The organism is Variovorax sp. 278MFTsu5.1, from assembly GCF_048305045.1.
GTDB classification, from domain to species: Bacteria; Pseudomonadota; Gammaproteobacteria; order Burkholderiales; family Burkholderiaceae_C; genus Variovorax; species Variovorax guangxiensis.
In genome coordinates, this window is the sequence record NZ_CP157622.1 from 6,803,921 (window position 1) to 6,827,005 (window position 23,085).

Annotated in this window: 16 protein-coding genes; 4 read left to right on the plus strand and 12 right to left on the minus strand. The window is 67.8% G+C overall.

The window, feature by feature from the left end:
* Positions 1-52: 52 nt before the first annotated feature.
* From ABL844_RS31825 to ABL844_RS31865, 9 genes are all read right to left on the minus strand, one after another.
* Positions 53-6,073, minus strand: a complete 6,021-nt coding sequence (locus ABL844_RS31825) for an alpha-2-macroglobulin family protein (protein WP_418130096.1) — start codon at positions 6,071-6,073, stop codon at positions 53-55.
* Between the two features lie 122 nt (positions 6,074-6,195).
* Positions 6,196-6,666: a DUF2269 family protein gene (locus ABL844_RS31830; RefSeq protein WP_126020918.1), complete on the minus strand. Its 471-nt coding sequence runs from the start codon at positions 6,664-6,666 to the stop codon at positions 6,196-6,198.
* A gap of 1 nt (position 6,667) precedes the next feature.
* Positions 6,668-7,048 carry a DoxX-like family protein gene (locus ABL844_RS31835; protein ID WP_418130097.1) on the minus strand — a complete coding sequence of 127 codons (381 nt, stop codon included), beginning with the start codon at positions 7,046-7,048 and terminating at the stop codon, positions 6,668-6,670.
* Positions 7,045-8,178 (minus strand): saccharopine dehydrogenase family protein, encoded by a 1,134-nt coding sequence (locus ABL844_RS31840; protein ID WP_418130098.1) that lies wholly within the window; start codon positions 8,176-8,178, stop codon positions 7,045-7,047. The genes ABL844_RS31835 and ABL844_RS31840 overlap by 4 nt, the downstream gene beginning before the upstream one ends.
* Positions 8,175-9,818 (minus strand): FAD-dependent oxidoreductase, encoded by a 1,644-nt coding sequence (locus tag ABL844_RS31845; RefSeq protein ID WP_418130099.1) that lies wholly within the window; start codon positions 9,816-9,818, stop codon positions 8,175-8,177. The genes ABL844_RS31840 and ABL844_RS31845 overlap by 4 nt, the downstream gene beginning before the upstream one ends.
* Positions 9,819-9,825: 7 nt before the next feature.
* Entirely contained in the window at positions 9,826-11,382 is a 1,557-nt protein-coding gene (locus tag ABL844_RS31850) for a polyamine aminopropyltransferase (RefSeq protein ID WP_418123483.1), read from the minus strand.
* The gene (locus tag ABL844_RS31855) at positions 11,379-11,597 is read right to left on the minus strand and encodes a DUF350 domain-containing protein (RefSeq protein WP_019653703.1); all 219 of its coding nucleotides are present in this window, start codon (positions 11,595-11,597) and stop codon (positions 11,379-11,381) included. The genes ABL844_RS31850 and ABL844_RS31855 overlap by 4 nt, the downstream gene beginning before the upstream one ends.
* Positions 11,598-11,648: 51 nt before the next feature.
* Positions 11,649-13,130, minus strand: a complete 1,482-nt coding sequence (locus ABL844_RS31860) for a DUF4178 domain-containing protein (RefSeq protein ID WP_418130100.1) — start codon at positions 13,128-13,130, stop codon at positions 11,649-11,651.
* A 106-nt stretch (positions 13,131-13,236) separates the two neighbouring features.
* Complete coding sequence (locus ABL844_RS31865) at positions 13,237-14,286, minus strand: SPFH domain-containing protein (RefSeq protein WP_126020908.1); 1,050 nt, start codon at positions 14,284-14,286, stop codon at positions 13,237-13,239.
* Positions 14,287-14,462: 176 nt separating this feature from the next.
* Here ABL844_RS31865 and ABL844_RS31870 point away from each other — a divergent pair, with 176 nt between their 5' ends.
* The 4 genes from ABL844_RS31870 to ABL844_RS31885 all read left to right on the plus strand — a co-directional run bounded on the left by ABL844_RS31870 (position 14,463) and on the right by ABL844_RS31885 (position 18,099).
* Positions 14,463-16,811: an NADP-dependent malic enzyme gene (locus ABL844_RS31870; RefSeq protein ID WP_126020906.1), complete on the plus strand. Its 2,349-nt coding sequence runs from the start codon at positions 14,463-14,465 to the stop codon at positions 16,809-16,811.
* Between the two features lie 180 nt (positions 16,812-16,991).
* Positions 16,992-17,405: a ribonuclease domain-containing protein gene (locus ABL844_RS31875; protein WP_126020904.1), complete on the plus strand. Its 414-nt coding sequence runs from the start codon at positions 16,992-16,994 to the stop codon at positions 17,403-17,405.
* 50 nt (positions 17,406-17,455) lie between these two features.
* Positions 17,456-17,881, plus strand: coding sequence for a barstar family protein (locus tag ABL844_RS31880; protein WP_086011111.1), 426 nt, complete (start codon positions 17,456-17,458; stop codon positions 17,879-17,881).
* A gap of 77 nt (positions 17,882-17,958) precedes the next feature.
* Entirely contained in the window at positions 17,959-18,099 is a 141-nt protein-coding gene (locus ABL844_RS31885; RefSeq protein ID WP_165909564.1) for a hypothetical protein, read from the plus strand.
* A gap of 82 nt (positions 18,100-18,181) precedes the next feature.
* Here ABL844_RS31885 and rsmA read toward each other — a convergent pair whose 3' ends face one another.
* The 3 genes from rsmA to ABL844_RS31900 are packed head-to-tail and all read right to left on the minus strand — an operon-like array spanning position 18,182 to position 22,993.
* Positions 18,182-18,952 (minus strand): 16S rRNA (adenine(1518)-N(6)/adenine(1519)-N(6))-dimethyltransferase RsmA, encoded by a 771-nt coding sequence (gene rsmA / locus ABL844_RS31890; protein WP_418118553.1) that lies wholly within the window; start codon positions 18,950-18,952, stop codon positions 18,182-18,184.
* A 4-nt stretch (positions 18,953-18,956) separates the two neighbouring features.
* Positions 18,957-20,363, minus strand: coding sequence for a peptidylprolyl isomerase (locus ABL844_RS31895; RefSeq protein WP_418123491.1), 1,407 nt, complete (start codon positions 20,361-20,363; stop codon positions 18,957-18,959).
* Positions 20,364-20,398: 35 nt separating this feature from the next.
* The gene (locus ABL844_RS31900) at positions 20,399-22,993 is read right to left on the minus strand and encodes an LPS-assembly protein LptD (protein WP_126020899.1); all 2,595 of its coding nucleotides are present in this window, start codon (positions 22,991-22,993) and stop codon (positions 20,399-20,401) included.
* Positions 22,994-23,085: the final 92 nt, after the last annotated feature.

Consider the following 23,085-nt stretch of genomic DNA (forward strand, 5'->3'; position numbering starts at 1 on the left):
CCCTAGCCCTCTCCCGCAAGCGGGAGAGGGGACAAGGCAGGGGGCGTCATGATCAATTCGCCACCACCTGGAAGCGCGCACCCGCCGAGCGCGAGAACACGCGACGGTCGTACATCGCCTCGCCGTACGCCGCCGGCACCACGTAGTCGCCCACGTTGGTGGCGCGGGCCTTGTAGGTCACCTCGAGCAGGTCCTTGCCGACGCCGCCATAGAACACGACGCGGTCTTCGCGGATATCGGCGTACTGCACCTTCCACGATCCGCCGCCGCCCAGGCGCTTCTTCCAGATCGGTGCGTCGGCGTTGGCATCGTCGTCGTCGCCCACTGCTTGCAGCACAGGCTCCAGGCCGCCGGGCAGCACGTCGACCAGCGCGACGTCGTTGATCTGCGCGCGCTCCAGGCTGCGTACGCGCACCCGCACCGTGACCTCCTCGCCGAGCTTGGCCTTGGTGACGGGATTGCCCTTGGCGTCGAGCACCTCGTGGAAGATCTCCAGGCCCTTGTTCACCGGCGTGGCGGGCAGGTTGCGCTCGAAGCCCTGCTCGGCCCAGCTGTAGTAGAGGTTGAAGTCGCTGTCGTTCGACAGCTTCAGCTTCGCGGTGCCGGCCGGCACCGAGGCGCGCGTGATCGGGTTCACCGCACCCAACGCGAGCGCCGCCGCCTGGCCCTGGGCATTGACGGTGCTTGCCGAGAGCTTGCCTTCCACGTTCTGCCCCACGGCCTCGAAGTAGGAGTCGACCGCCAGCAGCATCGACGCCGACGACAGGCTGTTGTACCAACCCTCCCGCACCATCTGGGCCATGCCCTCCCACACCGCGGGCTTCAGCGTCTTCAGGCGCGAGGGGAAGTGGCGGCCCACCAGGTGCAGCGTCATGCTGTCGTGCACCAGCGGGTCGTAGTAGGCGCCCCAGGCGTTGCGGCGCTGCTTCTTCTCGGTGCGCGCGAGCAGATCGGACCACACCGGGTCGAGCAGCTCGTTGGCCACCTGCTCCTGCTTCACGAGCTGGTAGCTCGCGGCGAGGTACACGGCGCCGAGGTCGTCGCCCCAGCCCACGCCCTGCCGCGACATCTGGTTGCGGCGGGCCTCGCGCAGGTTGGCGAGCGCGGCCGGCGCGACGATGCCCTGGCGCGTCAGCAGGTAGGCGGCCTGCGTGCGCTGGCGCCAGCCGTCGAGCGTGTTGTCGCCGCTGCCGAGCCAGCCCTGCAGGTAGGTATTGGCCTTCTGCAACAGGTCCTGCGGCACAGGCAGCTTGTGGTCCTTGGCCTCGACGAGCAGCTGCACCGCGTAGAGCGTCGCGAAGGGGTCGGTGCCGGCGCCGGGCCACAGCGAGAAACCGCCGTCGGCCGTCTGCCGTGCGCGCAGCTGCACCAGGTAGCGCTCGAAGGTCTTGCGCGCCTCGGGCAGCGGGCCCTGTTCGACGGTACGGCCGCGCGACATTTCCTTCACGAGCTCGGGTCGGCCCGAAAGCAGCACCGCCGGGAAGGTCTGGCTGGTGATCTGCTCGGTGCAGCCGTGCGGATAGGCCTCCAGGTACTGCATCAGCCCGGTCGCGAAGGCCCAGGGCGCGGCCGACACGGCCACGTCGCTCTGGCGGAAGTTCGGGTACAGGTCGGCCTGGCTCGAGAGTTCTCCCGCGCGCTGGAAGCTGCCGGCCTGCACCAGCGTGACGAAGGGCGACGCGGGCCGCACGCTCACCTCGGTGGAAAGCCGCGCGCTGTAGTTCTTGTGCGTCGATGTGAACACCAGTGCCGAGGAACCCAGCACCGCCTGCTCGCCCGGCTTGGCGCGCACGTTGAACTTGGTGCTGGCTTCGCCGCGCTCGTTGACCTTGAGCGTCTGCGTGGCGTCGCCCACCACTTCGAGCCCACCCGAGGCGGTGAGGGTGAGCGCGATGGGCGCCTCCTTGCCCGAGCCGACGATGTTGTTGGCCAGGCCCACGCCCACCTCGACGGTGTCGCCGGGCGCCATTGCGAGCGGCGCGTTGGGCAATATCACCATGTCGCCGCGCACCACGGTGCGGGTGCTCTTGGCGGCAGTGGTCTCGTCGTTCACCGCCACGGCCATCACGCGCAGGCTGCCGTTGAAGCTCTCGGGCACGGTGTAGCTGAACTCGCGGCTGCCGTTCACGTCGACCAGGCCCGACCAGTAGGCCACCGGCTTGTCGCGCTTGCGCTTGAACGGGTTCAGGTGCTTGCCGAGCTCGCCTTCGCCGTCGCCGCCGGGCGCGGCCCCTTGCATGAGCTTCTTGAACTCCGGCAGGATCAGGTCGAGCGTCTGCAGCGTGCCCACTTCGAGCGCACGCTTCTGGAAGAAGTGCTTCAGCGGGTCGGGCGTCTTGTAGCGCGCCACCTGCAGGATGCCCTCGTCCACCGCGAACACCACGGCGCGCGTGGGCTTGTCGCTGGTGAGCTTCATCTTCACGGTCTGCCCCGGCTTCACCAGCTCGCTGCTGGTGAGCTGCAGGTTGGCGGTGCGCCTGGTCAGCGCGGTGGCGAAGGGCACCACGCCGTACGACAGCGGGCTCATGTAGACCTCGTCGGAGGCCGGGTCGCGCACGAAGTGCACGTTGATGTAGCCGGTGCCCTCGAAGTCCTTGGGCACGGTGATCTTCTGCACCGAGGCGGTCTTGTCGGTCTTGAACCACGCATGGGCGTAGACCTTGTCGCGCTCGATGGTGATGAGGCCCGCGCCCACGTACGGCGCGCGAATGCTCACCGAGATCTCCTGGCCCGGCTCGTAGTCCTTGCGATCGAGCGTGAGCTGCAGCTCGGCGTTGCGGTCGAGCGAGCGCGACACGTTGGCGTTGCCGGCCACGCTGTATTCCACGCGGTTGAGCTCAAGCCCCTGCGCGTTGCGCACCACGTAGGCGAAGTTGCCGGGCGCGGCGGTGTCCAGCATCACGTTGTTGCCCGCGGCCGCGATGGCGAAGGGCTTCTCGTCGAGCACGATCTCCTTGCGGCGCGACTCGTAGCGGTACAGGCCGTTGTCCTGCTTGATGAGCACCGACAGCACCTTGCGCTCCACGCGCTCGATCTTCAGGTCGGTCACGGCCGTCCTCTTCGCTCGCGGGTCGATGGCGATCACGGTGGCGTTGCGCGTGGCGCCCTTGCTCACGTAGCTGGTGTCGCCGTCGACCTTCACGCCGACGAGGTAGGGCAGGTCGCTCACCAGCGTCTGCGCCTCAGCCGACACGCTGCGTCCACCCTCGGGCTCGAAGGCCTTGGCGAGCACGTGCACCTGGTAGGTGGCGGCGTCGAAGCGCGACAGGCGCAGGTCGAACTCGGCCTTGCCGTCTGCGCTGGTCTGCACGCTGCCCAGGTCGTCCACCTGCTTCTCGGTGGCGCGCTGCGGGTCGAAGAAGGCGTAGTCGGTGAAGGCGCGGAATACCGGGAAGCCGGGGCTCAGCGTGAGCGTGCCTTCCACCTTGCGGTCGGGCGCGGGCGTGCCGAAGAGGTTCTGCACGTCGATCTGCGCCTTCAGGTCCTTGGGGCTCACCCAGCCTTCGGCGACTTCGCTGCTGAGCTTCGCCGTGACCTTGGTTCGGTCGGGCAGGAACTCCTGCACCTTCACCGTCGTGCTGCCGATCAGCAGGCTCTCCACCTCGGGCGCGCCCGGCGACGACTGCCGCGGCAGGTAGAGGTTGACGGCGTAGTTGCCGGTGGGCGAGGTGTCCTGCGTGGTGTGGGCGATCTCGGCCGCGCCGCCGGGGCCGAGCCTGAGCTTCTCGCGCCGCACGCTGAGGCCGCGTGCGTCGATGATCTCGGCCTCCAGCGGCAGGTCGCGCAGCGAGGTTCCCCAGTTGCCGGCCTTCACCATCATCGCGATGTGCATGGTGTCTCCGGGGCGGTAGATGCCGCGGTCGCTGAAGACATACGCCGTCATCTGGTTCGGTACGCCGGCCGCGCGCAGGCCGCCGACGTCGAAGCGCGAGATGTCCAGCGTGCGGTCGCTGCGGTTGAAGGGCAGGAAGCTCAGGTCGCCGTCCTTGCGCACCACCAGCACCACGGGCGCCTTCTCGCGCTGGTAGCCGGCCAGGTTGGGCAGCTTGGCCGCGCCGGTGGCGTCGGTGGACTGCGACGCGACGATCATCCCGTTGCGGCCCCACACCTCCACCAGCGCGCCCGCCACCGGCTGGCCGCTGGCGATGCTCTGCACGAACACGTCGCGCGTGCCGTCGAGTGACTTCTTGGCGACGATGCCCAGGTCGGTGACCAGCACCAGGCGCTGGTCGATCTGCTGCTCGGAGCTGCCGCCTTCGCCGTTGTCGCCACCGCCTTCCTCTTCGGAAGACTGCTCTTCCTGCTGCTGTGCTTCCTCGGGTCGAGTCTCGCCCTCGGGCTTCTTCTTCGCCTTCGGGTCGTAGCCTTGCACCTTGAGCAGGAACACGCCGCGACGGTCGGTCGCGTCGCTGCGCAGGTACTCGGCGAAGTCGACGGTCTCGTAGTGCGCCTTGCCGGCGGGAATGCTCAGCGGAATCTCCTTCTGGAAGCGGTCGACGAGGTTGTCCGACTGCAGGCCGCCGTAGAACTGCGGATGCGCGAAGTCGCCGCTGGTCTGCGTCACCAGGTGCTGCAGCTGCTGCGGCAGCAGGCGGCCGATTTCCAGGCGGATGCCGGGCAGGTCGCGCACCAGGATCGGCAGCTTGCGTTCGCCAGAGAGCGCGAGCAGCGAGCCCTGGCTCATGATGCTGAGCTCGGGCGCGAAGGTCTTGAGCAGGCGCACGTCCTGGAACGCGGCGCCCAGCTGGTAGCCGCCGGGCGTTTTCAGGCCCTTGGCCACGCGCACCAGCAGGTAGCGGCCGCCCTCGGCCTGCGGCATGCGGAAGCTGACCATCTCGGTCACCTCGCGCTCGCTGGCGATGGGCTGCAGGTTGAGCTTCTTCGCGCGTCGCAGCACGGCGTCGGTGATCTTGGCCGGGTCCGTGGACCAGTCGAACTTGTCGTCGGGGTCGCCCTTGGCTTCTTCCGTCACGGGCAGCAGCCAGGCCTGCACTACGCGCGCCATTTCGCGCTCGTGCACCGGCATGGACGCGCTGACCTGCATCACGTGCTCGGGCTCGCCGTTCTCGCCGGTGACGATGGTGGGCTCGATGCCGGAGATGGAAAGGCTGTAGAGGCCGGGGATGTCGACCGCGCGAGACAGGTCGTTGCGCAATGCCGGCCCGCCCTTCTGGGCGACCGCGCCGGACGTGAGGCTGAGGATCGCGGGCCGGTTCTTCTCTGGAATCGGCAGCGGCTCCGACTGCAGCGTGGCGATGAGGCGCAGCTTGTCGTAGCTGACGGTGAACTTCTCGCTCGCGCACTTGCCCACGCTGAAGAAGGAGCTGCTGCAGGGCTGGTCGTAGGTCAGCACCAGGCGCTTCTCGAACTCCGCCGTGTTGACGGGGTGAGAGAAGCGCACCTGGAAGAGCGCTCGGCGCACGTTGGCCTGGACCGGGTCCTGGTAGAACTCGGCGCCGATGAACTGCGCGGTGAACTCGGGAGAAGTGAACTCGTACTTGCGCTGCGCCAGTTCGATGTGCGGCGCGAGGGCGCTGTCGGCGATCTGCACCTTGTACGGCTGGCCGATGGGCCAATCCTGCGCGGGCAGGAATTCGAGGCGGTTCTGCTTCGTCCAGGTCCAGCGGCCGGCGATGGCGGGCTCCATGGTGACGCCGGTGGCTTCCTGGCCGATGCGCGCAATGGGCGCGACGGAGGTCGAGAAATTGATGACGAAGGGGTTGGGCCCCCTGTCGAGCTCGATCTGCGTGCGCTGCGGCGAGTCGGACTTCGCGGTGGCGACCACGGGCTCGACGCGGTCGGGCGTGAGGCCGTGCCACCACTTCATGACATGAGGATGGGCAACCCAGCCGGCCAGTGCAAGCAGCACGAGCAGCACCAGCCATGCAAGCCGCTGCTGCAGCCACTGCAGCCCGAGAAGAAGGAAGGCGCCCAGGATGCGCAGCCAGCCCGGTGGTCGCCAGGAACCGATGAGTCCGCGGGCCAGCGGACGCAGGAAGCCGAGCGCGCGGCCCAGCCCGGTGAAGAACACGTCGCTGATCGACGCGAGTTTTCTGTTGGCGACTTGAAGCATGGAGGCTCCCACTGTGTTTTTGTTGGCGCCCGCGAGTCTGCGAGCCATCTGTGAAGCAATCGCGCTGTGTGTGAAGTCTTGGTGAAAACCGCACAGGCCCGCGCCGGGCCGCATTCAACGATTCATAACTGGGGCTTGTTCACCATCAGGTAGAACACGACCACCATGGCCGCGAAGGCCGGGTAGCCCAGCAACTCCCACCAGCGCTGGTAGCGCGCATAGAGCGGCGGCAGCGGCGCCGCATCGCGATGCGCCTGCGCCGCGATCGCCGCCATGCGGATCTGCAGCCACACCACCGGCAGCCAGCAGGCCCCCGCGAAGACGAACAGCGCCAGCGAGACCGCGAGCCACGGCGTGGACAACGGCCAGCCCGCCATGTGCGCCAGCGCGAAGCCGGTGGCCGGCTGGAGGATGACGGTGGGCGTGGTGAACCACCAGTCGGCGCGCACCACCAGCCGGCTGACCACCGCCTGCGCGGGCACGATGCCGCTGCGGTTGGCGAAGAACATGTAGAAGGCCGAGCCCAGCCCCGTGCCGACCATCAGCACGCTGGAGACGATGTGCAGCCACTTGAGGACGAGGTAGGTGTTCATGTCATAGTGCGGCGCGCCGGTACAGGTGCCAGAGCAGGGCGGCAATGGGGATGTTCTTGAGCAGCGGGCCGAGCGGATGCAGCCACAGGCCCGGCTGCAGCACGGTCGCCACCAGGGTCATGACGAGCATCAGGCCCAGCGCCGCCGCATAGCTGGCGCGGCCGGGCCATCGCCACAGCGCGATGCCGACCGCGAGATCGGCCAGCGCGCCGCCGGCGATCAACCCCTGCACCAGCCATTGCGGCGACGCGATACCCGCAGCGGCCAGTACCGCACGACTCTGGCCATTCAGTTCGAAGAGGCTGGCCACGGCGGTGAGCAGCCACACGGCGACAAGGCTGTAGCGCAGCAGGCTGTCGGTCTCGTCGGCAGAACGGTTCATCTGGTGACGGGGCTTTCGCTTCTTTCTTCGTCGACCACGTCGGTCACCATGCCCCAGCGTGCGAACTCTGGCCCGAATTCGGACAGGCCGAGCAACCCCGTGCAGGCATGCGCACCCACTGGCAGCGTCGGATCGCCATTCGCGAGCCGACGCGCCAGCAGGATGGCGGCCATACAGGGGATCTCCGGGCCATGGTTGTCGTCGGCCGCGATGTGCCACGCGCGCCGCGCCGGCCGGCCCTGCGCATCGGTGCCTTCCACGCGCACGGCCATGCCCCCCAGCGCCGTGCCCAGCGCATCGAAAACGCCGCCGGTGGCATGCAGCAGCGGCGCGAGCTTCTGCGGCGCCGGCAGCAGGCCCGCGCGACGCATGAACGCCAGGAAGGCAAAGGCGCGCTGCGTCAGCCCGACTTCGAGCGCGGCGCGGAACATCACCGACTGCACGCCTTCGTAGAGTGACGGAAAGAGTTCCAGGTCGGGAATGTCGCAAAGTGCACCCCGACGCGGCTTCATCCTCGCGAACTCGACCTTCACCGGATCGGCCCAGCCGGGCAGCTCGACCCAACGGCCGCCTTGCCAGACGCGGATCGGCTCGCCGCAGTACGCGAGCACGCCGGCCAGCGTGGCCTCGCCGCGCGGTGCACCCTGCGCGGGAGCGATGCAGATGTCGATGCTCCGGATACCCTGCCAGCCGTCCGCGAGATGGTCGACCACGGCGGACGACAGTGCGGGCACGGTGCTGGCGCCGCTCACCGCGGTGCGGCCGGCGGTGCGGAAGTCGGCGTCCAAAGCGGCAGGAAAGTCGCACACGAAGCGGCGTCCGTCGGCCAGGTCGATGTAGTGCGCGCCCGCGGCAGCGACGGCCTGTGGCACGCAGTAGTCCTGGTTCTGGAAGGGCCCGGCGGTGTGGATCACCAGTTCCACGCCGAGGCCGCGCAGGGTGCCGGCGAGATCGGCCGCCTGCACGTCGATGCGCACGCCGCTCGCGGCGCCACCCAGCGAGGACGCGAAGGCCGACGCGCACTGCGCATCGCGCCCCGCCACGATCAACTCGATGCCGGGGCTGCCGGCCAGCGCGCGGCAGATGCGCGCGCCGAAGTTGCCGTAGCCGCCGAGCACCAGCGTCTTCATGCCGCGGCCGCGTCCGTTCCGGCAACGTGCCCCCGCGTGAACGCCTCTTCGAAGATCGAATAGCCCGACCAGTCCGCGTGCGCGAACGACAGCCGGCCCGCCACCACGCTGCCGCGATGCCCGGCGTCGGGTGCGCTGCGCTGCGGGCCTATCTGCGCCAGCAGGCCGGGCCTGGGGATGGACATGGCGTGCCCGTAGCGGGTGATCTCGACGCGCGAAACCAGCGAAGGCAGGTCGGGGTGCGGCACCGACAGTTCGGCGAGCAGGTCGTCGCGCCACCCGGTCCAGGGGCGCTCCAGCAGCAGTTTGCGGCCGTCGTCGGCGTCGTAGCCACTCGGGCCCAGCGGGCGGTACCAGCTCAGCACGGTGCCGCGCGGCGTGGGGTCCAGCGCCTGGTGGCGCGCGTCCACGTAGCCCAGGCCCCTGGTGCCGTAGATCACGTTGTCCCAGCTCGGCGCGGCGCCGGGCCGGTCGGCCAGCGGGCCGCGCAGGTGGATGTTGGCCACCAGCCAGGGGGCGTAGCGCACGTGCGCGGCGGCGTTCTTCAGCACCTCGGGCGGGTTCTCGACCACGCGTGCGGCGATGAACACGGGCAGCGCGACGATGCAGTGTTCGGCCTGCCAACGCACCATGGATTTCGATGCGGCATCCCACGCATCGACCTCGACGCCGTCGCGCACTTCGGCGATGCGCGTGACGACGCTGCCAGTGCGCAGCCGCTCGCCGAGCGGCCTGGCGAGCTGCTTCGTGAGCCAGCCGTTGCCCTCGGGCCAGGTCAGGATGCCGTCGCGCTCGGGGCTCGAATCGTTGACGCTGCCCGTCGGATCGCCGGGCGCATGGAAGCCGTGCCGGCTCGCGAAGTAATGGATGCCGGCCCAGGCCGACACCTGCCCGATGCCGGCGCCGTAGTCGTCGCGGCAGCAGTAGTCGAGGTACCAGCGCAGCTGCGCATCGCTGAAGCCTTCGCTGTCGAGCCAGCTCTGGAAGCTGATGGCATCGAGCGCCAGCAGCTCGGGCGTGATGCCGACCTTGAGCGTCGGAATCGCGAAGTGCGCGGCATGCTGCAGCGCGTCGATGCGTTGGGCGAACTTGCGGTACTGCGCGAGCGTCGCGTCGTTCACGCCGTGCATGGGCAGCAGGCCGTCCTGCCACTCGCCGTGAAGGAACAGGCGCTCCTGCGGACTGTGGCAGAGCGTGACCTCGTCGTATTCCCAGCGGCCCGCCACGCGGCGGCGCAGGCCGAGCTCCTCCAGCAGATCCTGCACCTCGCGCGCGTCGTCTCCGGGCACGGGCAGGTAATGCGCACCCAGCGGGCAGGCGATGCCGTTGACGATGCCGCCGCGCGCGTTGCCGCCGGCGGTGTCTTCCAGCTCGAGCAGCGCGAAGTCGTCGATGCCCGAAAGCCGCAGCGCGCGGGCCGCCGCAAGGCCCGCCACGCCGCCGCCGGCGATGACCACGCGCGTGCGCTTCACCGCGGCAGGCGCGGCGCTCTTCAGGGAGCCATCCCGCATCGCATGGCCGCGCGTGACGTCGATGCCGGTGAAGCCCCCTTCGATGGGCGGCGGAGGCGCCTCGCAGCCTGCGAGCGCCAGAGCACCCGCCGCGCCCGCCGCCACGCCGAGGAATTCGCGCCTTTGCATGACGGGGCTAGTGAGCCATGACCTTGCCCCACTCTTGCTCGTAAGTGGTGACCAGGATCTGGTTCGACAGCCGGTTCACTTCCGCCGGCACACGCGCCATGTCGAGCGGAAAGTCGAACATCAGCGGCAGGGTGGTCGGCGAGAGAAAGCGCAGACCTGGCGGCAGCGCATCGGGCAGGCGGTAGGGCCTGCGGCTGGCGATGATGTAGCCCCATTCGCCGAAGCTGGGCACATGCGCGTGGTACGGCGTGGCGCGCAGGCCCACCGATTCGATGGTGGTCGCCACGGTCCAGTAGCTCTTGCGCGCCACCAGCGGCGAAGTGGTCTGGATCACCGCGTAACCGCTGGCCGACAGGCGCTTCTCGAGCAGCGCGTAGAAGCTGTTGGTGTAGAGCTTGCCGATGGCGAAGTTCGTGGGATCGGGAAAGTCCACCACGATCACGTCGAACATGTCGCCCGGCTGCTGCAGCCACTGGAAGGCATCGGTGTTGACGATCTTCACCTTCGGCGAAGACAGCGAATGCCCGTTGAGCGCGGCCAGCGTCTCGTGCTCGGTGAAGAGCTTGGTCATGTTCGGATCGAGCTCCACCAGCGTGACCGACTCGACCGACGGGTACTTGAGGATCTCGCGCACCGCCATGCCGTCGCCGCCGCCGAGCACCGCCACCTTCTTCGGTGCGCCCTGGGCGGCCATCACCGGATGCACCAGCGCCTCGTGGTAGCGGTATTCGTCGCGCTCGGCGAACTGCAGGTTGCCGTTGAGGAACAGCCGGTGCCCCAGCAGCCCGCGCGTGACCACGATGCGCTGGTAGGGCGAGGTGGCGCTGAAGACGATGCGGTCCTGGTAGAACTTGTCCTCGGCCAGCGTGGTGATGTGGTTGGCCCCGGCGAATGCGCCCACCAGCGCGGCCAGCGCGAGAAAGCAGGCGACGGCGTGCGCGCCCACTCGGCGCAGTTCATGGCGGAAGAGCCACAGCGCCCACACCGCCACCGCCGCGTTCATGAAGCCGAACAGCAGGCCGGTGCGGATCATTCCGAGCTGCGGCACCAGGATGAGCGGAAAGGCCACCGACACCGCCAGCGCACCGAGGTAGTCGAAGGTGAGAACCTGCGACACCAGGTTCTTGAGCACGATGTTGCGCTTGAGGATGCGCATCACCAGCGGGATCTCGAGCCCCACCAGCGTGCCCACCACCATCACCAGGCCGTACAGCAGCAGCCTGAAGGCGCCGGGCACGTAGGCATTGGCCAGGAACAGGATCGCCGGCAGCGCGCCGCCGATCAGCGCCACCAGCAGTTCGATGCGCAGGAAGTGCGCCGGCAGCTGTCGCTCGAAGTAGCGCGAGAGCCACGAGCCCACGCCCATCGCGAACAGGTAGGTGCCGATGATGGTGCTGAACTGCAGCACCGAGTCGCCCAGCAGGTAGGAGCTGAGCGCGGCCGCGGTGAGCTCGTAGACCAGCCCGCAGGCGGCGACCACGAACACGCTGGCGAGCAGCGCGATCTCCACGGGCTGCGGCCCCCGCGCGTCCGGGGTGCGCGCGGGCAGGGCCGCGTCGTTCAATGGATTGCTGCTGCGACGATGATGCTGATGCCGAGGCTCATCGCGGCAACCACCAGCCCGAGCGCCACGTTCTGCTTCTCGACGATCTCGCCCCACAGGTCGTAGGGCGTGATCTTGTCGATGATCAGGAAGCACAGCCAGAAGATCACGACGCCGATCAGCGCGTACACGAGCGATCCGAGGACCACGCCCGGTTTCAGCCATTCAAATCCCATGGGGACCTCCAGTCGTAGTAATGATGAGAGACATCGCGTGCATCTTCGCCGTCATTTGTGGCCGCCGCCACTCGAATAGCCGCCGTAGGAGCCGCCCGAGCTGCGGTAGCCCGAGCCGCCGCTGCTGGAGCAGGTGCTCAGGATGATCAGCAGGATGATGATCACGACGATGATGAGGATGATGGTGCCGCAGCCCAGTCCCGAGGCGGCGCTCACGGGCAGCGCGTCGGCCCGCTTGAACATGTCCTTGCGCGCGTCGAGCTTGAAGGCAGTGGCGACCGCGCCGCTGTCGATCTTGCTGCCCGAGGACCACGTCAGCTCATTGGTCGAGCGCTCCATCGACAGCAGCGCGCCGCCGTTGGCGAAGTCGCGGTTGAAGGTCTTCTGGCCGCGCTCGACCTGCCAGTAGAACTCGCCCGCCACGTAGGTGGTCTCGGCGTTGTAGGCGTACTGCTGCTGGTAGCGCTTGCCGAGGTAGGTGGCGCTGCTGCCGTTCTCGGCCATCACCGGAGCGCCGGTGGTCGGCTTGACCATGCTCCAGCCGTCCTCGGCGTCCACCAGGAAGCTGAAGCCCCGCTTCTTGTTGTAGAGCAGGTACTCGTCCCAGCCGAAGTGCTCGTCGTCGCCGGGCTCGCTGCCCATGCGGTGCTGGAAGCCCACCACCTGCCACTGCGCGCCCTGCAGCTGGCCCATGCTGCCCAACGCGATGAGCGGGCGCACCGGCTCGTCCTGCGTGGCGTGCTTGAGCTCGCCGCCGATGCCCTGCGACAGGTCGATGATGCTGTTGCACGAGCCGCAGGTGATGCTCTTGCTGTCGGCCAGGTTGACGGTGACGGGCGAGCCGCAGTTGGGGCAGTTGAAGCTGCGGCCCTTTTCGTCCTTGGCGGATTCGGCGCGCAGGCCGGTGAGCTGCAGGTCCTCGAGCTGCACCGAGCGGCCGAGGTAGGCGCTGGGCCTGGCCGTGCCGTAGTCGATGCTGAGCACCAGCCCGCGGTCGTTGCGCAGCTCGACCATCGCGAACGGTCGGCCGAGTTCGGGCAGGTGCGGCAGTTCGCCCTGCGCCGAGGTCAGCGCCACCTGCTCGTTCGAGGTGACGGTGTAGCTCTGGCCCGCGAAGGCGCTGATGGCGCCCACGCGCAGGTCGACCGGCGGCGGCGCGGTGCGCTGCAGATCGAAGGGCAGCGCGAAGACGTAGGCGCCGTTGTCCTCGCTGAGGATGCCGGTGCGGTCGCCGTCGAGCGCCGCGATCCATTCGGTCCAGCGCCCGCCGGGGTAGGTGTACTGCAGCCGGCCGATCAGCGTGAAGGGCTTGTCCTGGATACGGCCGGCGGCGAACAGCTGCAGCGGGCTGAAGTCGTCGAACAACTCCGCCATCTTGCCGGTGCGCGCGAGCGTGTCGCCCTGGCGCACGACGGTGCTCTGGCAGTAGGGGCAGACCGCGTGCGTCGATTGCGCCGAGCGGAATTCGACCGGCGCGCCGCACCCGGGGCAGGGCGCTCGGTAGTAGCGTTGGTTACCGGTTTCCTCAGCCATGGCGTCTCATCGGCCATGGCACGGACGGCCACGAGTCTTTCAAGCCAACGAGGCTTCCGACGCCCGTCGAAGGGGCGCCAGGCGCTATGCGGAACATGGCGCCGCGTCAGACCAGTTTTTTCAGCAGTTCGGCCTTCTTGGCGTCGAACTCTTCCTGGGTCAGGATGCCCTTCGTCTTCAGCTCGCCGAGTTTTTCCAGCGTCGTCATCACGTCGGCGGCGCTCACCACGGCCACCGCCGGTTGCTGCTGCTGGGCTGCCGCGGCTGCCGCCGCGTTGGGGCTCAGGCCCTGTGCGAGGTTCTGCGCCAGCACCTGGCCGAGCGCCACGCCGGCGCCCAGGCCCATCGCGTCGCCGGCGACGCCACCGCCGCCGGCAGCGCCCTCGGCGAACTTGGGAATGGCCTGCGCCGTCTGGTACTGCATGAACTTGCCCATGTCGTTGCCGACCATGCCCATGCCGATCTTCTGGTCGAGGATCTTCTGGAGCTCTTCGGGCAGCGAGACGTTCTGGACGGTGATGTTCTCGAGCTTGATGCCGATCTTCTCGAACTCGGGCACCAGCTGGGCGGCGAGCGCCTGCGCGAACTGGATCTGGTTGGCCGCGAGGTCGAGGAAGGGCACGCCGCTTGAGGCGATGGCATTGCTGATGTTCTGCAGCACCAGGCCGCGCAGCTGGCCGTCGAGGTCGGCCACGGTGTAGGTGTCGCGCGTGCCGGAGATCTCGGTGTGGAAGGCCTTGGCGTCGCCGATGCGGAACGAGTAGTTGCCGAAAGCGCGCAGGCGCACGGCGCCGAAGTCCTTGTCGCGGATGGTGATCGGCTGGGGCGTGCCCCACTTCTGGTCGACCTGCTGGCGGGTGCTGAAGAAGTAGACGTCGCTCTTGAAGGGCGACTCGAAGAGCTTGTCCCAGTTCTTCAGGTACGTGAGCACGGGCAGCGTCTGCGTCGTGAGCTTGTACATGCCGGGGCCGAACACGTCGGCCACCTTGCCCTCGTTGACGAAGACGGCAACCTGCGACTCGCGAACGGTGAGCGAGGCGCCGTTCTGGATTTCCATCTCCGCCATCGGGAAGCGCCAGGCCAGCGTGCCGTCGCCGGTCTCGGTCCACTGGATGATGTCGATGAACTGCTTCTTGATGAAATCCATCAGGGCCATGGTCGCTCCTCGTCAGGTTTTTTCAGGTTTTGTCCGAACTGTGCATATTGCCACAGCGATCTGAAGAAACACCCGTGCTATTGGTCATGGGAGCCCCTGGCCATGCGGCCTAGGGCGTCATGCGCGAGGTCTACAATCGGCGCCCCCAGAAGAAGCGCCACCAGGAGCTACGGCACATGTCAGATTCGACCCCCTCGACCTCATCGACTCCCACGCCCGAAGACAAACGCGCAGAACTGCGCCGTGCCGCCCTCGAGTACCACGAGTTTCCCGTTCCCGGCAAGATCGCCATCGCGGCGACGAAGCAGATGGTCAACCAGCGCGACCTGTCGCTGGCCTACTCGCCCGGCGTGGCGGCTCCCTGCGAGGAGATCGTCAAAGACCCGGCCAACGCATTCAAGTACACCTCCCGGGGCAACCTCGTGGCCGTCATCAGCAACGGCACAGCCGTGCTGGGCCTGGGCGACATCGGCCCGCTGGCTTCCAAGCCGGTGATGGAAGGCAAGGGCGTCCTCTTCAAGAAATTCGCGGGCGTCGACGTGTTCGACATCGAGATCGACGAGAAGGACCCGGCCAAGCTGGTGGACATCATCGCCTCGCTGGAGCCCACCTTTGGCGCGGTCAACCTGGAAGACATCAAGGCGCCCGACTGCTTCTACGTCGAGCGCGAGCTGCGCAAGCGCATGAAGATCCCGGTCTTCCACGACGACCAGCACGGCACGGCCATCACCGTGGCGGCGGCCATGGTCAACGGCCTGAAGGTGGCGGGCAAGAAGATCGAAGAGGTCAAGCTGGTGGCCTCGGGCGCGGGCGCCGCGGCGCTGGCCTGCCTGAACCTGCTGCTCAAGGTGGGCCTGAAGCGCGAGAACGTGTTCGTCACCGACCTGGCCGGCGTGGTCTACGAAGGCCGCACCGAGCTGATGGACGACGACAAGCGCCAGTTCATGCAGAAGACCGACGCGCGCACGCTCGGCGAGGTGATCGAGGGCGCGGACGTGTTCCTGGGCCTGTCGGCCGGCGGCGTGCTCAAGCCCGCCATGGTGGCCAAGATGGCCAGGCGCCCGGTGATCTTCGCGCTGGCCAATCCCAACCCCGAGATCTCGCCCGAGGACGCCCACGCGGTGCGCGACGACGTGATCATGGCCACCGGCCGCACCGACTACCCGAACCAGGTCAACAACGTCCTGTGCTTCCCGTACATCTTCCGCGGCGCGCTGGACTGCGGCGCGACGACGATCACCGACGAGATGGAGATCGCCGCGGTGCACGCCATCGCCGACCTGGCGCAGGCCGAGCAGAGCGAGCGCGTTGCCGCCGCCTACGTCGGTGAAAAGCTCAGCTTCGGCCCCGAATACCTGATTCCGAAGCCCTTCGACCCGCGCCTGATGATGAAGATCGCGCCGGCCGTCGCCAAGGCGGCCGAGGAAAGCGGCGTGGCCCAGCGTCCCATCAAGGACATGGACGCCTACCGCGACAAGCTGCAGAGCTTCGTCTACGCCTCGGGCACCACGATGAAGCCCATCTTCGACGCCGCCCGGCGCGCGAGCAAGAAGCGCGTGGCCTACTCGGAAGGCGAGGAAGAGCGCGTGCTGCGCGCAGCCCAGATCGTGGTGGACGAAGGCGTGGCGCGCCCAACGCTGATCGGCCGGCCGGCCATCATCGCCCAGCGCATCGAGAAATTCGGCCTGCGCCTGAAGGAAGAGCTGGACTACGACGTGGTCAACGTCGAGCAGGACCACCGCTACCGCGAGTTCTGGCAGACCTACCACCGCATGACCGAGCGCAAGGGCGTGACGGTGCAGGTCGCCAAGATCGAGATGCGCCGGCGCCTGACGCTGATCGGCTCGATGCTGCTGCACAAGGGCGAGGTCGACGGCCTGATCTGCGGCACCTGGGGCACCACCGCCAACCACCTGCACTACATCGACCAGGTGATCGGCAAGCGCCCCGGCGGCTGCGAAAGCACCCCGCAGGACGTGCCGGTGTACGCCTGCATGAACGGCCTGCTGCTGCCCGACCGCCAGGTGTTCCTGGTCGACACGCACGTCAACTACGACCCCTCGCCCGAGGAGCTGGCCGAGATCACCACCATGGCGGCCGAGGAAATGATGCGCTTCGGCCTGAAGCCGAAGGCTGCGCTGCTGTCGCACTCCAACTTCGGCACCAGCAACGGCCCCAGCGCCATCAAGATGCGCAAGACGCTCGACCTGCTGCGCGTGCAGGCGCCCTGGCTCGAGGTGGACGGCGAAATGCACGGCGACGTGGCGCTCGACAGCAAGCAGCGCGCGGTCGTCATGCCGCACAGCGCACTCGCGGGCGACGCCAATCTGCTGGTTTTCCCGAACATCGACGCGGCCAACATTTCCTACAACCTGCTCAAGACGGCGGCAGGCGGCAACATCGCGATCGGCCCGGTTCTGCTCGGGGCGGCCAAACCTGTGCACATTCTCACGGCCAGCGCGACTGTTCGGCGCATCGTGAACATGACAGCCTTGACAGTGGCAGACGCAAACGCCGAGAGATAAGCTCTCTGGCGAGAGTGGCCGCCAACTTGAAAAGCCATTCGATACCCTCGCGACTGCTCAAACTTTGGGCAGTCGCTTGCTATTTTCGCCAGCGTGGTGCACACTCGCGGGCTTGAATTTGCGGGTTAACCCCGACGTTGATCGCCGATTCGACCCCCCGCTCTTTTCTTGTGGTGCCCCATGGCGGCTTACGCCTCGATCACGTCCTCTGTCACAAAGTTTGCGCTCACCAGTCTGATGCTGGTGGCGTTGACGACGGGGGCCGAGGCCCGCGGATGGTTCGGCGCCGGAAAGGCCTCCGCCGAGGAAACCATCGCACTGGCCGACCTGCCGGCGCAGGGCCAGCGGACCTACCAGGCCATCCTCAATGGCGGTCCCTTCCGGTATGACAAGGACGGCACGGTGTTCGGCAATCGCGAACGTCTGTTGCCGCCCGCCCGCCGAGGCCACTACCGTGAATACACGGTCACGACGCCCGGTTCGCGCGACCGCGGAGCACGGCGGATCGTCTGCGGCGGCGAACAGCGCACCGCGCCCGAGGCCTGCTGGTACACCGCGGACCACTACGCGAGTTTCAGACGGATTGCGCCATGAGCGATGAAAACGACCTGAGCGGCGCCTCGAAGCGCCCCGACGAAATGATGATGACTATGGAAAGACCAGCGGAGATGACCTTATCCCTTCGTGCCGTACGCCCGAACATCGTGCAATCGATCCGCGCGTTCCGCGTGAACGACCTGCAGGACGCAGCCAATGCGGCCGGCCAGCACTTCCTGTACGCCAACCTGGGCAACGCCCAGACCAAGCAGGACGTGCTCGACCTGATCGCCCAGCAGTTCACGTTCCCGGCCCACTTCGGGAAGAACTTCGACGCGCTGTACGACTGCATGACCGACCCGTTGCATAAATCGGGCCCGCAGCCGGGATTCGTCATCGTGCTGGAACAGATCCCGGCCAACGCCAAGTTCGATAAGGAAGCCCGCGAGCAGCTGCTCGACATCTTCCGCGACGCCTCGGACTACTGGGGCGACCGCAAGGTCCCGTTCCGGTGCTTCTATTCTTTTCTGTAGCCCGTTCTGCATCCACCAGCCAAGCAGAACGGGCGAACGAGGCTCAACCGAACGTTGAAACCCTCGATGGCATCGAAGTGAACACCGCGGCGGCAGCAGCAGCTGCCACCGAACCGGCCGGCGAAAAGATGCCGACCGACAAGCTGGTCGACGTGTCGCCGCTGGCGCTGCGCATGAGCAGCCCCTTCAACGCGGGTTACTGGCTCGCCGCCGCCTGATCGGAAAAAGTCGGCCGAGCATGCCGGCTGACGAAAGGCGATCGAGCAAGTGAAAAGAAAGCGCGCCATCGGCGCGCTTTTTTCATTGGGGCACTGCCTGGGCCAGCGCCACGTAATCGGCCACCGGCACTTCCTCGGCCCGCCGCTGGGTGTCGAAGTCGCCGGAAAAGCCGTGCTCCTGGAGCCACTTGCCCAGCGTGTGGCGCAGCAGCTTGCGGCGTTGGCTGAAGGCGACCTGCACGATCTCGCCCAGGCGCTTCTCGTCGACGGCCGGCGGCGTCGCCAGCGGCACCATCCGCACCACGGCGCTGTCGACGCGCGGCGGCGGGTCGAAGCTCTCGGGCGGTACGAACAGCACGTTTTCCATCTCGTAGCGCCATTGCAGCATCACGCTCAGGCGGCTGTAGTCGGAGGTGGCGGGGCTGGCCACCATGCGGTCGATCACTTCCTTCTGCAGCATGAAGTGCTGGTCGGCGACCAGATGGGCGTGACCCAGCAGATGGAACAGGATGGGCGTGGAGATGTTGTAGGGCAGGTTGCCCACCACACGCAGCGGCTTGCCGGCAGGGAACTTCGCGGCGAGCTCGGCGAAGTCGACCTTGAGCACGTCCGACTCGATCACGTCCAGCTGCGGATGCTCTCGCAGCCGCTTCGCCAGGTCGCGGTCGAGCTCGATCACTGTGAGCCGGCCCAGCCGCTCCACCAGCGGCTGCGTCAGCGCGGCGAGCCCCGGACCGATCTCGACCATGGCATCGCCGGGCTGCGGCGCGATCTCGCGCACGATCGAATCGATGATCCCGCCGTCGGACAGGAAGTGCTGCCCGAACCGCTTCCTCGCGATGTGCTGCGCCATCAGCTCAGGACTGGGGCGGGTCGCGGTATTCGACGTAGGCGCGCGCGCGCACTTCCTGCACCCAGGTGGTGAAGGCTTCTTCCACGCGCTGTTCGCGCAGCGCGGCGCGCGCGGCTTCGCGCTGCTCCGACTGGCTGAGCTTGGAATCGCGGCGGGCCACCACCTGGATCAGGTGCACGCCGAAGCGCGAGACCACCGGGTCGCTGATCTGGCCGGGCGAGAGCCGGTCCATGGCTTCCTCGAATTCGGGTACGAACTGACCGGGACGCGACCAGCCGAGGTCGCCACCCTGCTTGGCGCTGCCGTCCTGCGAGTTGTCGCGGGCCAGGCCCGCGAAGTCGGCCGAGCCGGCCTGGATGCGGCGCTTGAATTCGGCCAGCTGCGCGACCGCCTGCGCCGTGGTGCGCTTGGGATCGTTGAGCAGCAGGATGTGGCGCACCTGCGTCTGTGTGACGGTGGCGTCGCCGGAGCCGATCTGGGCCTTGGCCAGCACCTTGAGCACGTGGAAACCGGCGCTGGAGCGCACGGGGCCGGCGATACCGTTCACGGCGGTCGATTGCGTGGCCTCGACGAACAGCGACGGGTAGCGGTCGGCGCTGCGCATGCCGATGGCGCCGCCGTTGGCGCGGTCGGGCGAGTCGGAGTTCTCGCGCACCAGCTTGGCGAAGTCTTCGCCGGCGCGGGCGCGCTGGGCGATGTCCTGGGCCTTCTTCTGGGCGGCGGCGATCTGCGCATCGGTGGCGTTCTCGGGAACGGCCACCAGCACCTGCGCGAGGTTGAGGTTTTCCAGCGCCACGTTCTTCACGGACTGGTTGCGCTGGTCGCGCAGGTACTCGTCGGCCTCGGCGTCGCTGACCTTGACCTTCGACTCGACCTCGCGGTCACGCAGGCGCGTGAGCAGCAGCTGGTCGCGCAGGTCGTTGCGGAAATCCTGCTGCGCGATGCCTTCGGCGGCCACGCGGCGGCGCAGCTCGACCAGGCTGATCTCGTTCTGGCGAGCCACGGTCTGCTCGGCCTGGTCGATGGCCACTTCGTCGACCTTGATGCCGTTTTCCTTCGCGAGCTGCAGCTGCGCACGCTCCGTGATCAGGCGCTCCAGCACGAGGCGCGTGAGCTCGCCGCGGGGCACGCGCTCGGCGTCGGGGTTCTCCTTGATGAGCCGCGTCACGCGCGACTGCACGTCGGTGTTGGTGATCGGCTCCGAGTTGACCAGCGCGACGATGAATTCGGCCGAACGCTGCACCGGCGCCGCCGGGGGCGTGGTGGACGGACGCGCGGCCGGCGGGCCCAGGCGCGGGCCGGCGCGCATGATGTCCGTGATGCCGGTACCGGGGCGATAGCCCTGCGCGCCCGCCGTGGCGGCGATTGCCGCGAGGCAGCCCAGGGTGATGATGGAACGGAGGTTTTTCATGGCGTCGCTCGCTCGCTCAGTCAGAGTCAGTCGTCTCAGTCGTAGTTGGTGAAGCGGCTCGGCGCTTCGCCCGGTTGGCGCAGGGGTTCGTAGCGCTGGATGTTCTGCCGCAGGGTCTGCATGGGGCTCGAGCCGATGCTGGAGAAGCCCACGAATTCGAGCTGGAACATGATGCGGGTGTTCGCCGTCACCTGGCCGGTGGTGATGCGCTGCATCACCACGCGACCGATCCAGCAGCAGCCGTCGTATTCGAAGCCGAGCACGCCGTCGGTGAGCTTCTTGTCCTGCAGGCTGTAGTTGAGCCGGCCGACCGCATACCAGCGTCCGCCGCCCTGGCCCTTGCCGGGGCCGAGGTTCTTGCCCTTGTCGCCCCACAGGTCGTTCAGCGGCCACTGCCAGCCCACGTCGATCGACTTGTTGCCGTCGGTCGCGGTCGGGGTGGTGGGCGCCTGGTAGCGGAAGGCGGCGCTCAGGTTGTGGTACGGCTCGGGGTTGTAGCGGGCGCTGATGGCCGAGCGCTCCGACCTGCGGGTGTCGGGGTTGTACTGGACCAGCGTGTCCAGGCTCCACTTGGGCGTCCAGTTGATGGTGGCGCCCAGCAGCAGGTCGCTCGCGCGGTCGGTCACCGGCGTGCCGCCCGGCAGCGTGACCTTCTGGTCGCTGAAACGCAGGCGCTGCGCGATGCCGAAGCGCGCGGCCTCGGCGCCGGTGTCGGGGTCGATCAGGCGGGAGGTCACGCCCAGCGTGAGCGCGTTGGTGTCGGAGATGCGGTCGCCGCCCGAGAACGCGTTCTCGGTGTAGATGGTCGCGAAGCTGAAGTCGTTGGCTGCCGAGTCGTAGTTCGGCAGCATGCTCTGGTTGCGGTACGGCGTGTAGACGTAGTAGGCGCGCGGCTCCAGCGTCTGGCGGAAGGCGCGGCCGAAGTAGCTGGCGTCGCGCTCGAAGGTCAGGCCGCTGTCGAGGCTGAAGGTCGGCACCACGCGGTTGCTGGACGTCGGGAAGAAATACAGCGAGCTGGGGTTGTAGACCTGGCCGTTGACGTACTGGACGCCGTTGACCGTGAGCTTCGGGATGTCCGCCTGCGGCAGGTAGTAGTTGTACGAGGCCGCGTTCAGGATCAGCTTCGGAATGACGTACGTGCTCGGCGTGATGAACGGCCGGCTGATCGTGGCCACGGCCATGGCGCGGTCGCCGTCGGGCTGCGACTGCTGGTTGACGTCGTAGCCGAGCTGGGTCGAGGAGAGCCTGTTCACGCGGAAGCGCGTGTAATCCAGGTTCAGCGCGACGTCGAAGCCGTGCCAGTCGTACTTGTTGTAGTTGGCCGTGATCTGCGGCATCCGGTCGTACGCGGGCACGATCGGCGACAGGTTGTACTGCAGGTTCTGGTACTTGAGCGTGCGGATCATGCCGCTCCAGTCGCCCTTGCTCCAGTTCAGCGAGGCGTCGTTCGGCAGCTGGCGCTGCGCGAGCGAGGGCGTGCGGGTGAAGTCGCGCCAGTAGTCGTCGTCGCTCACCCGGTTGATGGTGACGTTGGCCGAGAGCGAATCCAGGCCCAGCGCCTTGGCGTCGAAGTCCTGGTGGTGCGTGAGCCACAGGCCCCAGCGCCGGGTGTTCTTCGGCGGGTTGGTCAGGCTGCTGGCGGTGATCTGCCCGTTGGCCAGCTGCTGGAGCTGGCTGGCGCGCAGTTCGTTGTAACGGTCGCCCACGAGCCGGTCGCTGCCCATCAAGTCGAAGCGGATCTCGCCCTTGTATTGCTTCTCGAGGTAGCGGAACTCGTTGCTGAAGTTGACGCCGCGCTTGCTCATGATCGTCGGCGTGAACGTGGCGTCGCGGTTGGGCGCGATGTTCCAGTAGTACGGCTGTGCGATCTCCAGGCCGTTGGTGTTGTCCAGGCCGATGGTGGGCGGCAGCAGTCCGCTCTTGCGTTCGTTCGACAGCGGGAAGCTCACGCTCGGGATGGGCGGCGTGGTGATGCCCATGAAGCTCAGGCGCGCGTTCTTGGCCACGCCCTCGTTTTCCTCGGTGTCGGTGGTGATCGAGGCCGCGGTCAGCAGCCAGGCGGGCATCCAGCCGGGGAAGTCCTCGCGGCGGCAGGTGGTGTAGGTGGCCTCGCGGGCGATCGATACGTTGGCGTCGACGAAGTCGATGCGCTTGGCCTCGCCGTGCGCCTCGTTCGCGAGGAACTTGTAGCGCACGTTGTTGAAGAAGCCCTCGAAGGTCTCGAGCTTGAGCTGCAGTTCGGGGCCTTCGTAGACGTTGCCGGCCTGGTTGACCCGCACGTTGCCGGTGGCCTTGGCGCGGTCGTCGGGCTGGTAGTACTCGAGCCGGTCGGCGGTGATGGACACCGCGCCGCGGCGCAGCGTGGCATTGCCCTCGACCACGGTCTCGAGGTCGGGCCGGCCGGAGATGCGGTCGCCGGTGACCAGGCTGGGCATCTGGCTGCGGTCGGCGGGCGTCAGGATTTCGGTGAGCTGGGGCGTGCGCTTCAGCGTGAGCGGGGCGTCGAAGCCGCCAGCCGTCTGGGCCGAGGCGCCGTGCGCATGGATCAGCGCCAGCGACAGGACGGCCAGTGGCAGCGGCGGCGGGCCCGGGCGCCGCGGACGCGGGGCGGCGGCACGACGTCGGCTCATCAGGCCTCCCGCCCGGCCGTTCCGAGGAAAGCCGGCGACTCTCCCGTGGAGAGCAGCGAGCGCACAAGGTGCCAAGCGTGAGGGCTTTGGGT

What these genes read in the sequence shown, in the direction of transcription:
- ABL844_RS31825 (WP_418130096.1), bottom strand. Translation starts at nt 6,073, where the DNA reads ATGCTTCAAGTCGCCAACAGAAAACTCGCGTCGATCAGCGACGTGTTC.
- ABL844_RS31830 (WP_126020918.1), bottom strand. Translation starts at nt 6,666, where the DNA reads ATGAACACCTACCTCGTCCTCAAGTGGCTGCACATCGTCTCCAGCGTG.
- ABL844_RS31835 (WP_418130097.1), bottom strand. Translation starts at nt 7,048, where the DNA reads ATGAACCGTTCTGCCGACGAGACCGACAGCCTGCTGCGCTACAGCCTT.
- ABL844_RS31840 (WP_418130098.1), bottom strand. Translation starts at nt 8,178, where the DNA reads ATGAAGACGCTGGTGCTCGGCGGCTACGGCAACTTCGGCGCGCGCATC.
- ABL844_RS31845 (WP_418130099.1), bottom strand. Translation starts at nt 9,818, where the DNA reads ATGCAAAGGCGCGAATTCCTCGGCGTGGCGGCGGGCGCGGCGGGTGCT.
- ABL844_RS31855 (WP_019653703.1), bottom strand. Translation starts at nt 11,597, where the DNA reads ATGGGATTTGAATGGCTGAAACCGGGCGTGGTCCTCGGATCGCTCGTG.
- ABL844_RS31860 (WP_418130100.1), bottom strand. Translation starts at nt 13,130, where the DNA reads ATGGCTGAGGAAACCGGTAACCAACGCTACTACCGAGCGCCCTGCCCC.
- ABL844_RS31865 (WP_126020908.1), bottom strand. Translation starts at nt 14,286, where the DNA reads ATGGCCCTGATGGATTTCATCAAGAAGCAGTTCATCGACATCATCCAG.
- ABL844_RS31870 (WP_126020906.1), top strand. Translation starts at nt 14,463, where the DNA reads ATGTCAGATTCGACCCCCTCGACCTCATCGACTCCCACGCCCGAAGAC.
- ABL844_RS31875 (WP_126020904.1), top strand. Translation starts at nt 16,992, where the DNA reads ATGGCGGCTTACGCCTCGATCACGTCCTCTGTCACAAAGTTTGCGCTC.
- ABL844_RS31880 (WP_086011111.1), top strand. Translation starts at nt 17,456, where the DNA reads ATGACTATGGAAAGACCAGCGGAGATGACCTTATCCCTTCGTGCCGTA.
- rsmA (WP_418118553.1), bottom strand. Translation starts at nt 18,952, where the DNA reads ATGGCGCAGCACATCGCGAGGAAGCGGTTCGGGCAGCACTTCCTGTCC.
- ABL844_RS31895 (WP_418123491.1), bottom strand. Translation starts at nt 20,363, where the DNA reads ATGAAAAACCTCCGTTCCATCATCACCCTGGGCTGCCTCGCGGCAATC.
- ABL844_RS31900 (WP_126020899.1), bottom strand. Translation starts at nt 22,993, where the DNA reads ATGAGCCGACGTCGTGCCGCCGCCCCGCGTCCGCGGCGCCCGGGCCCG.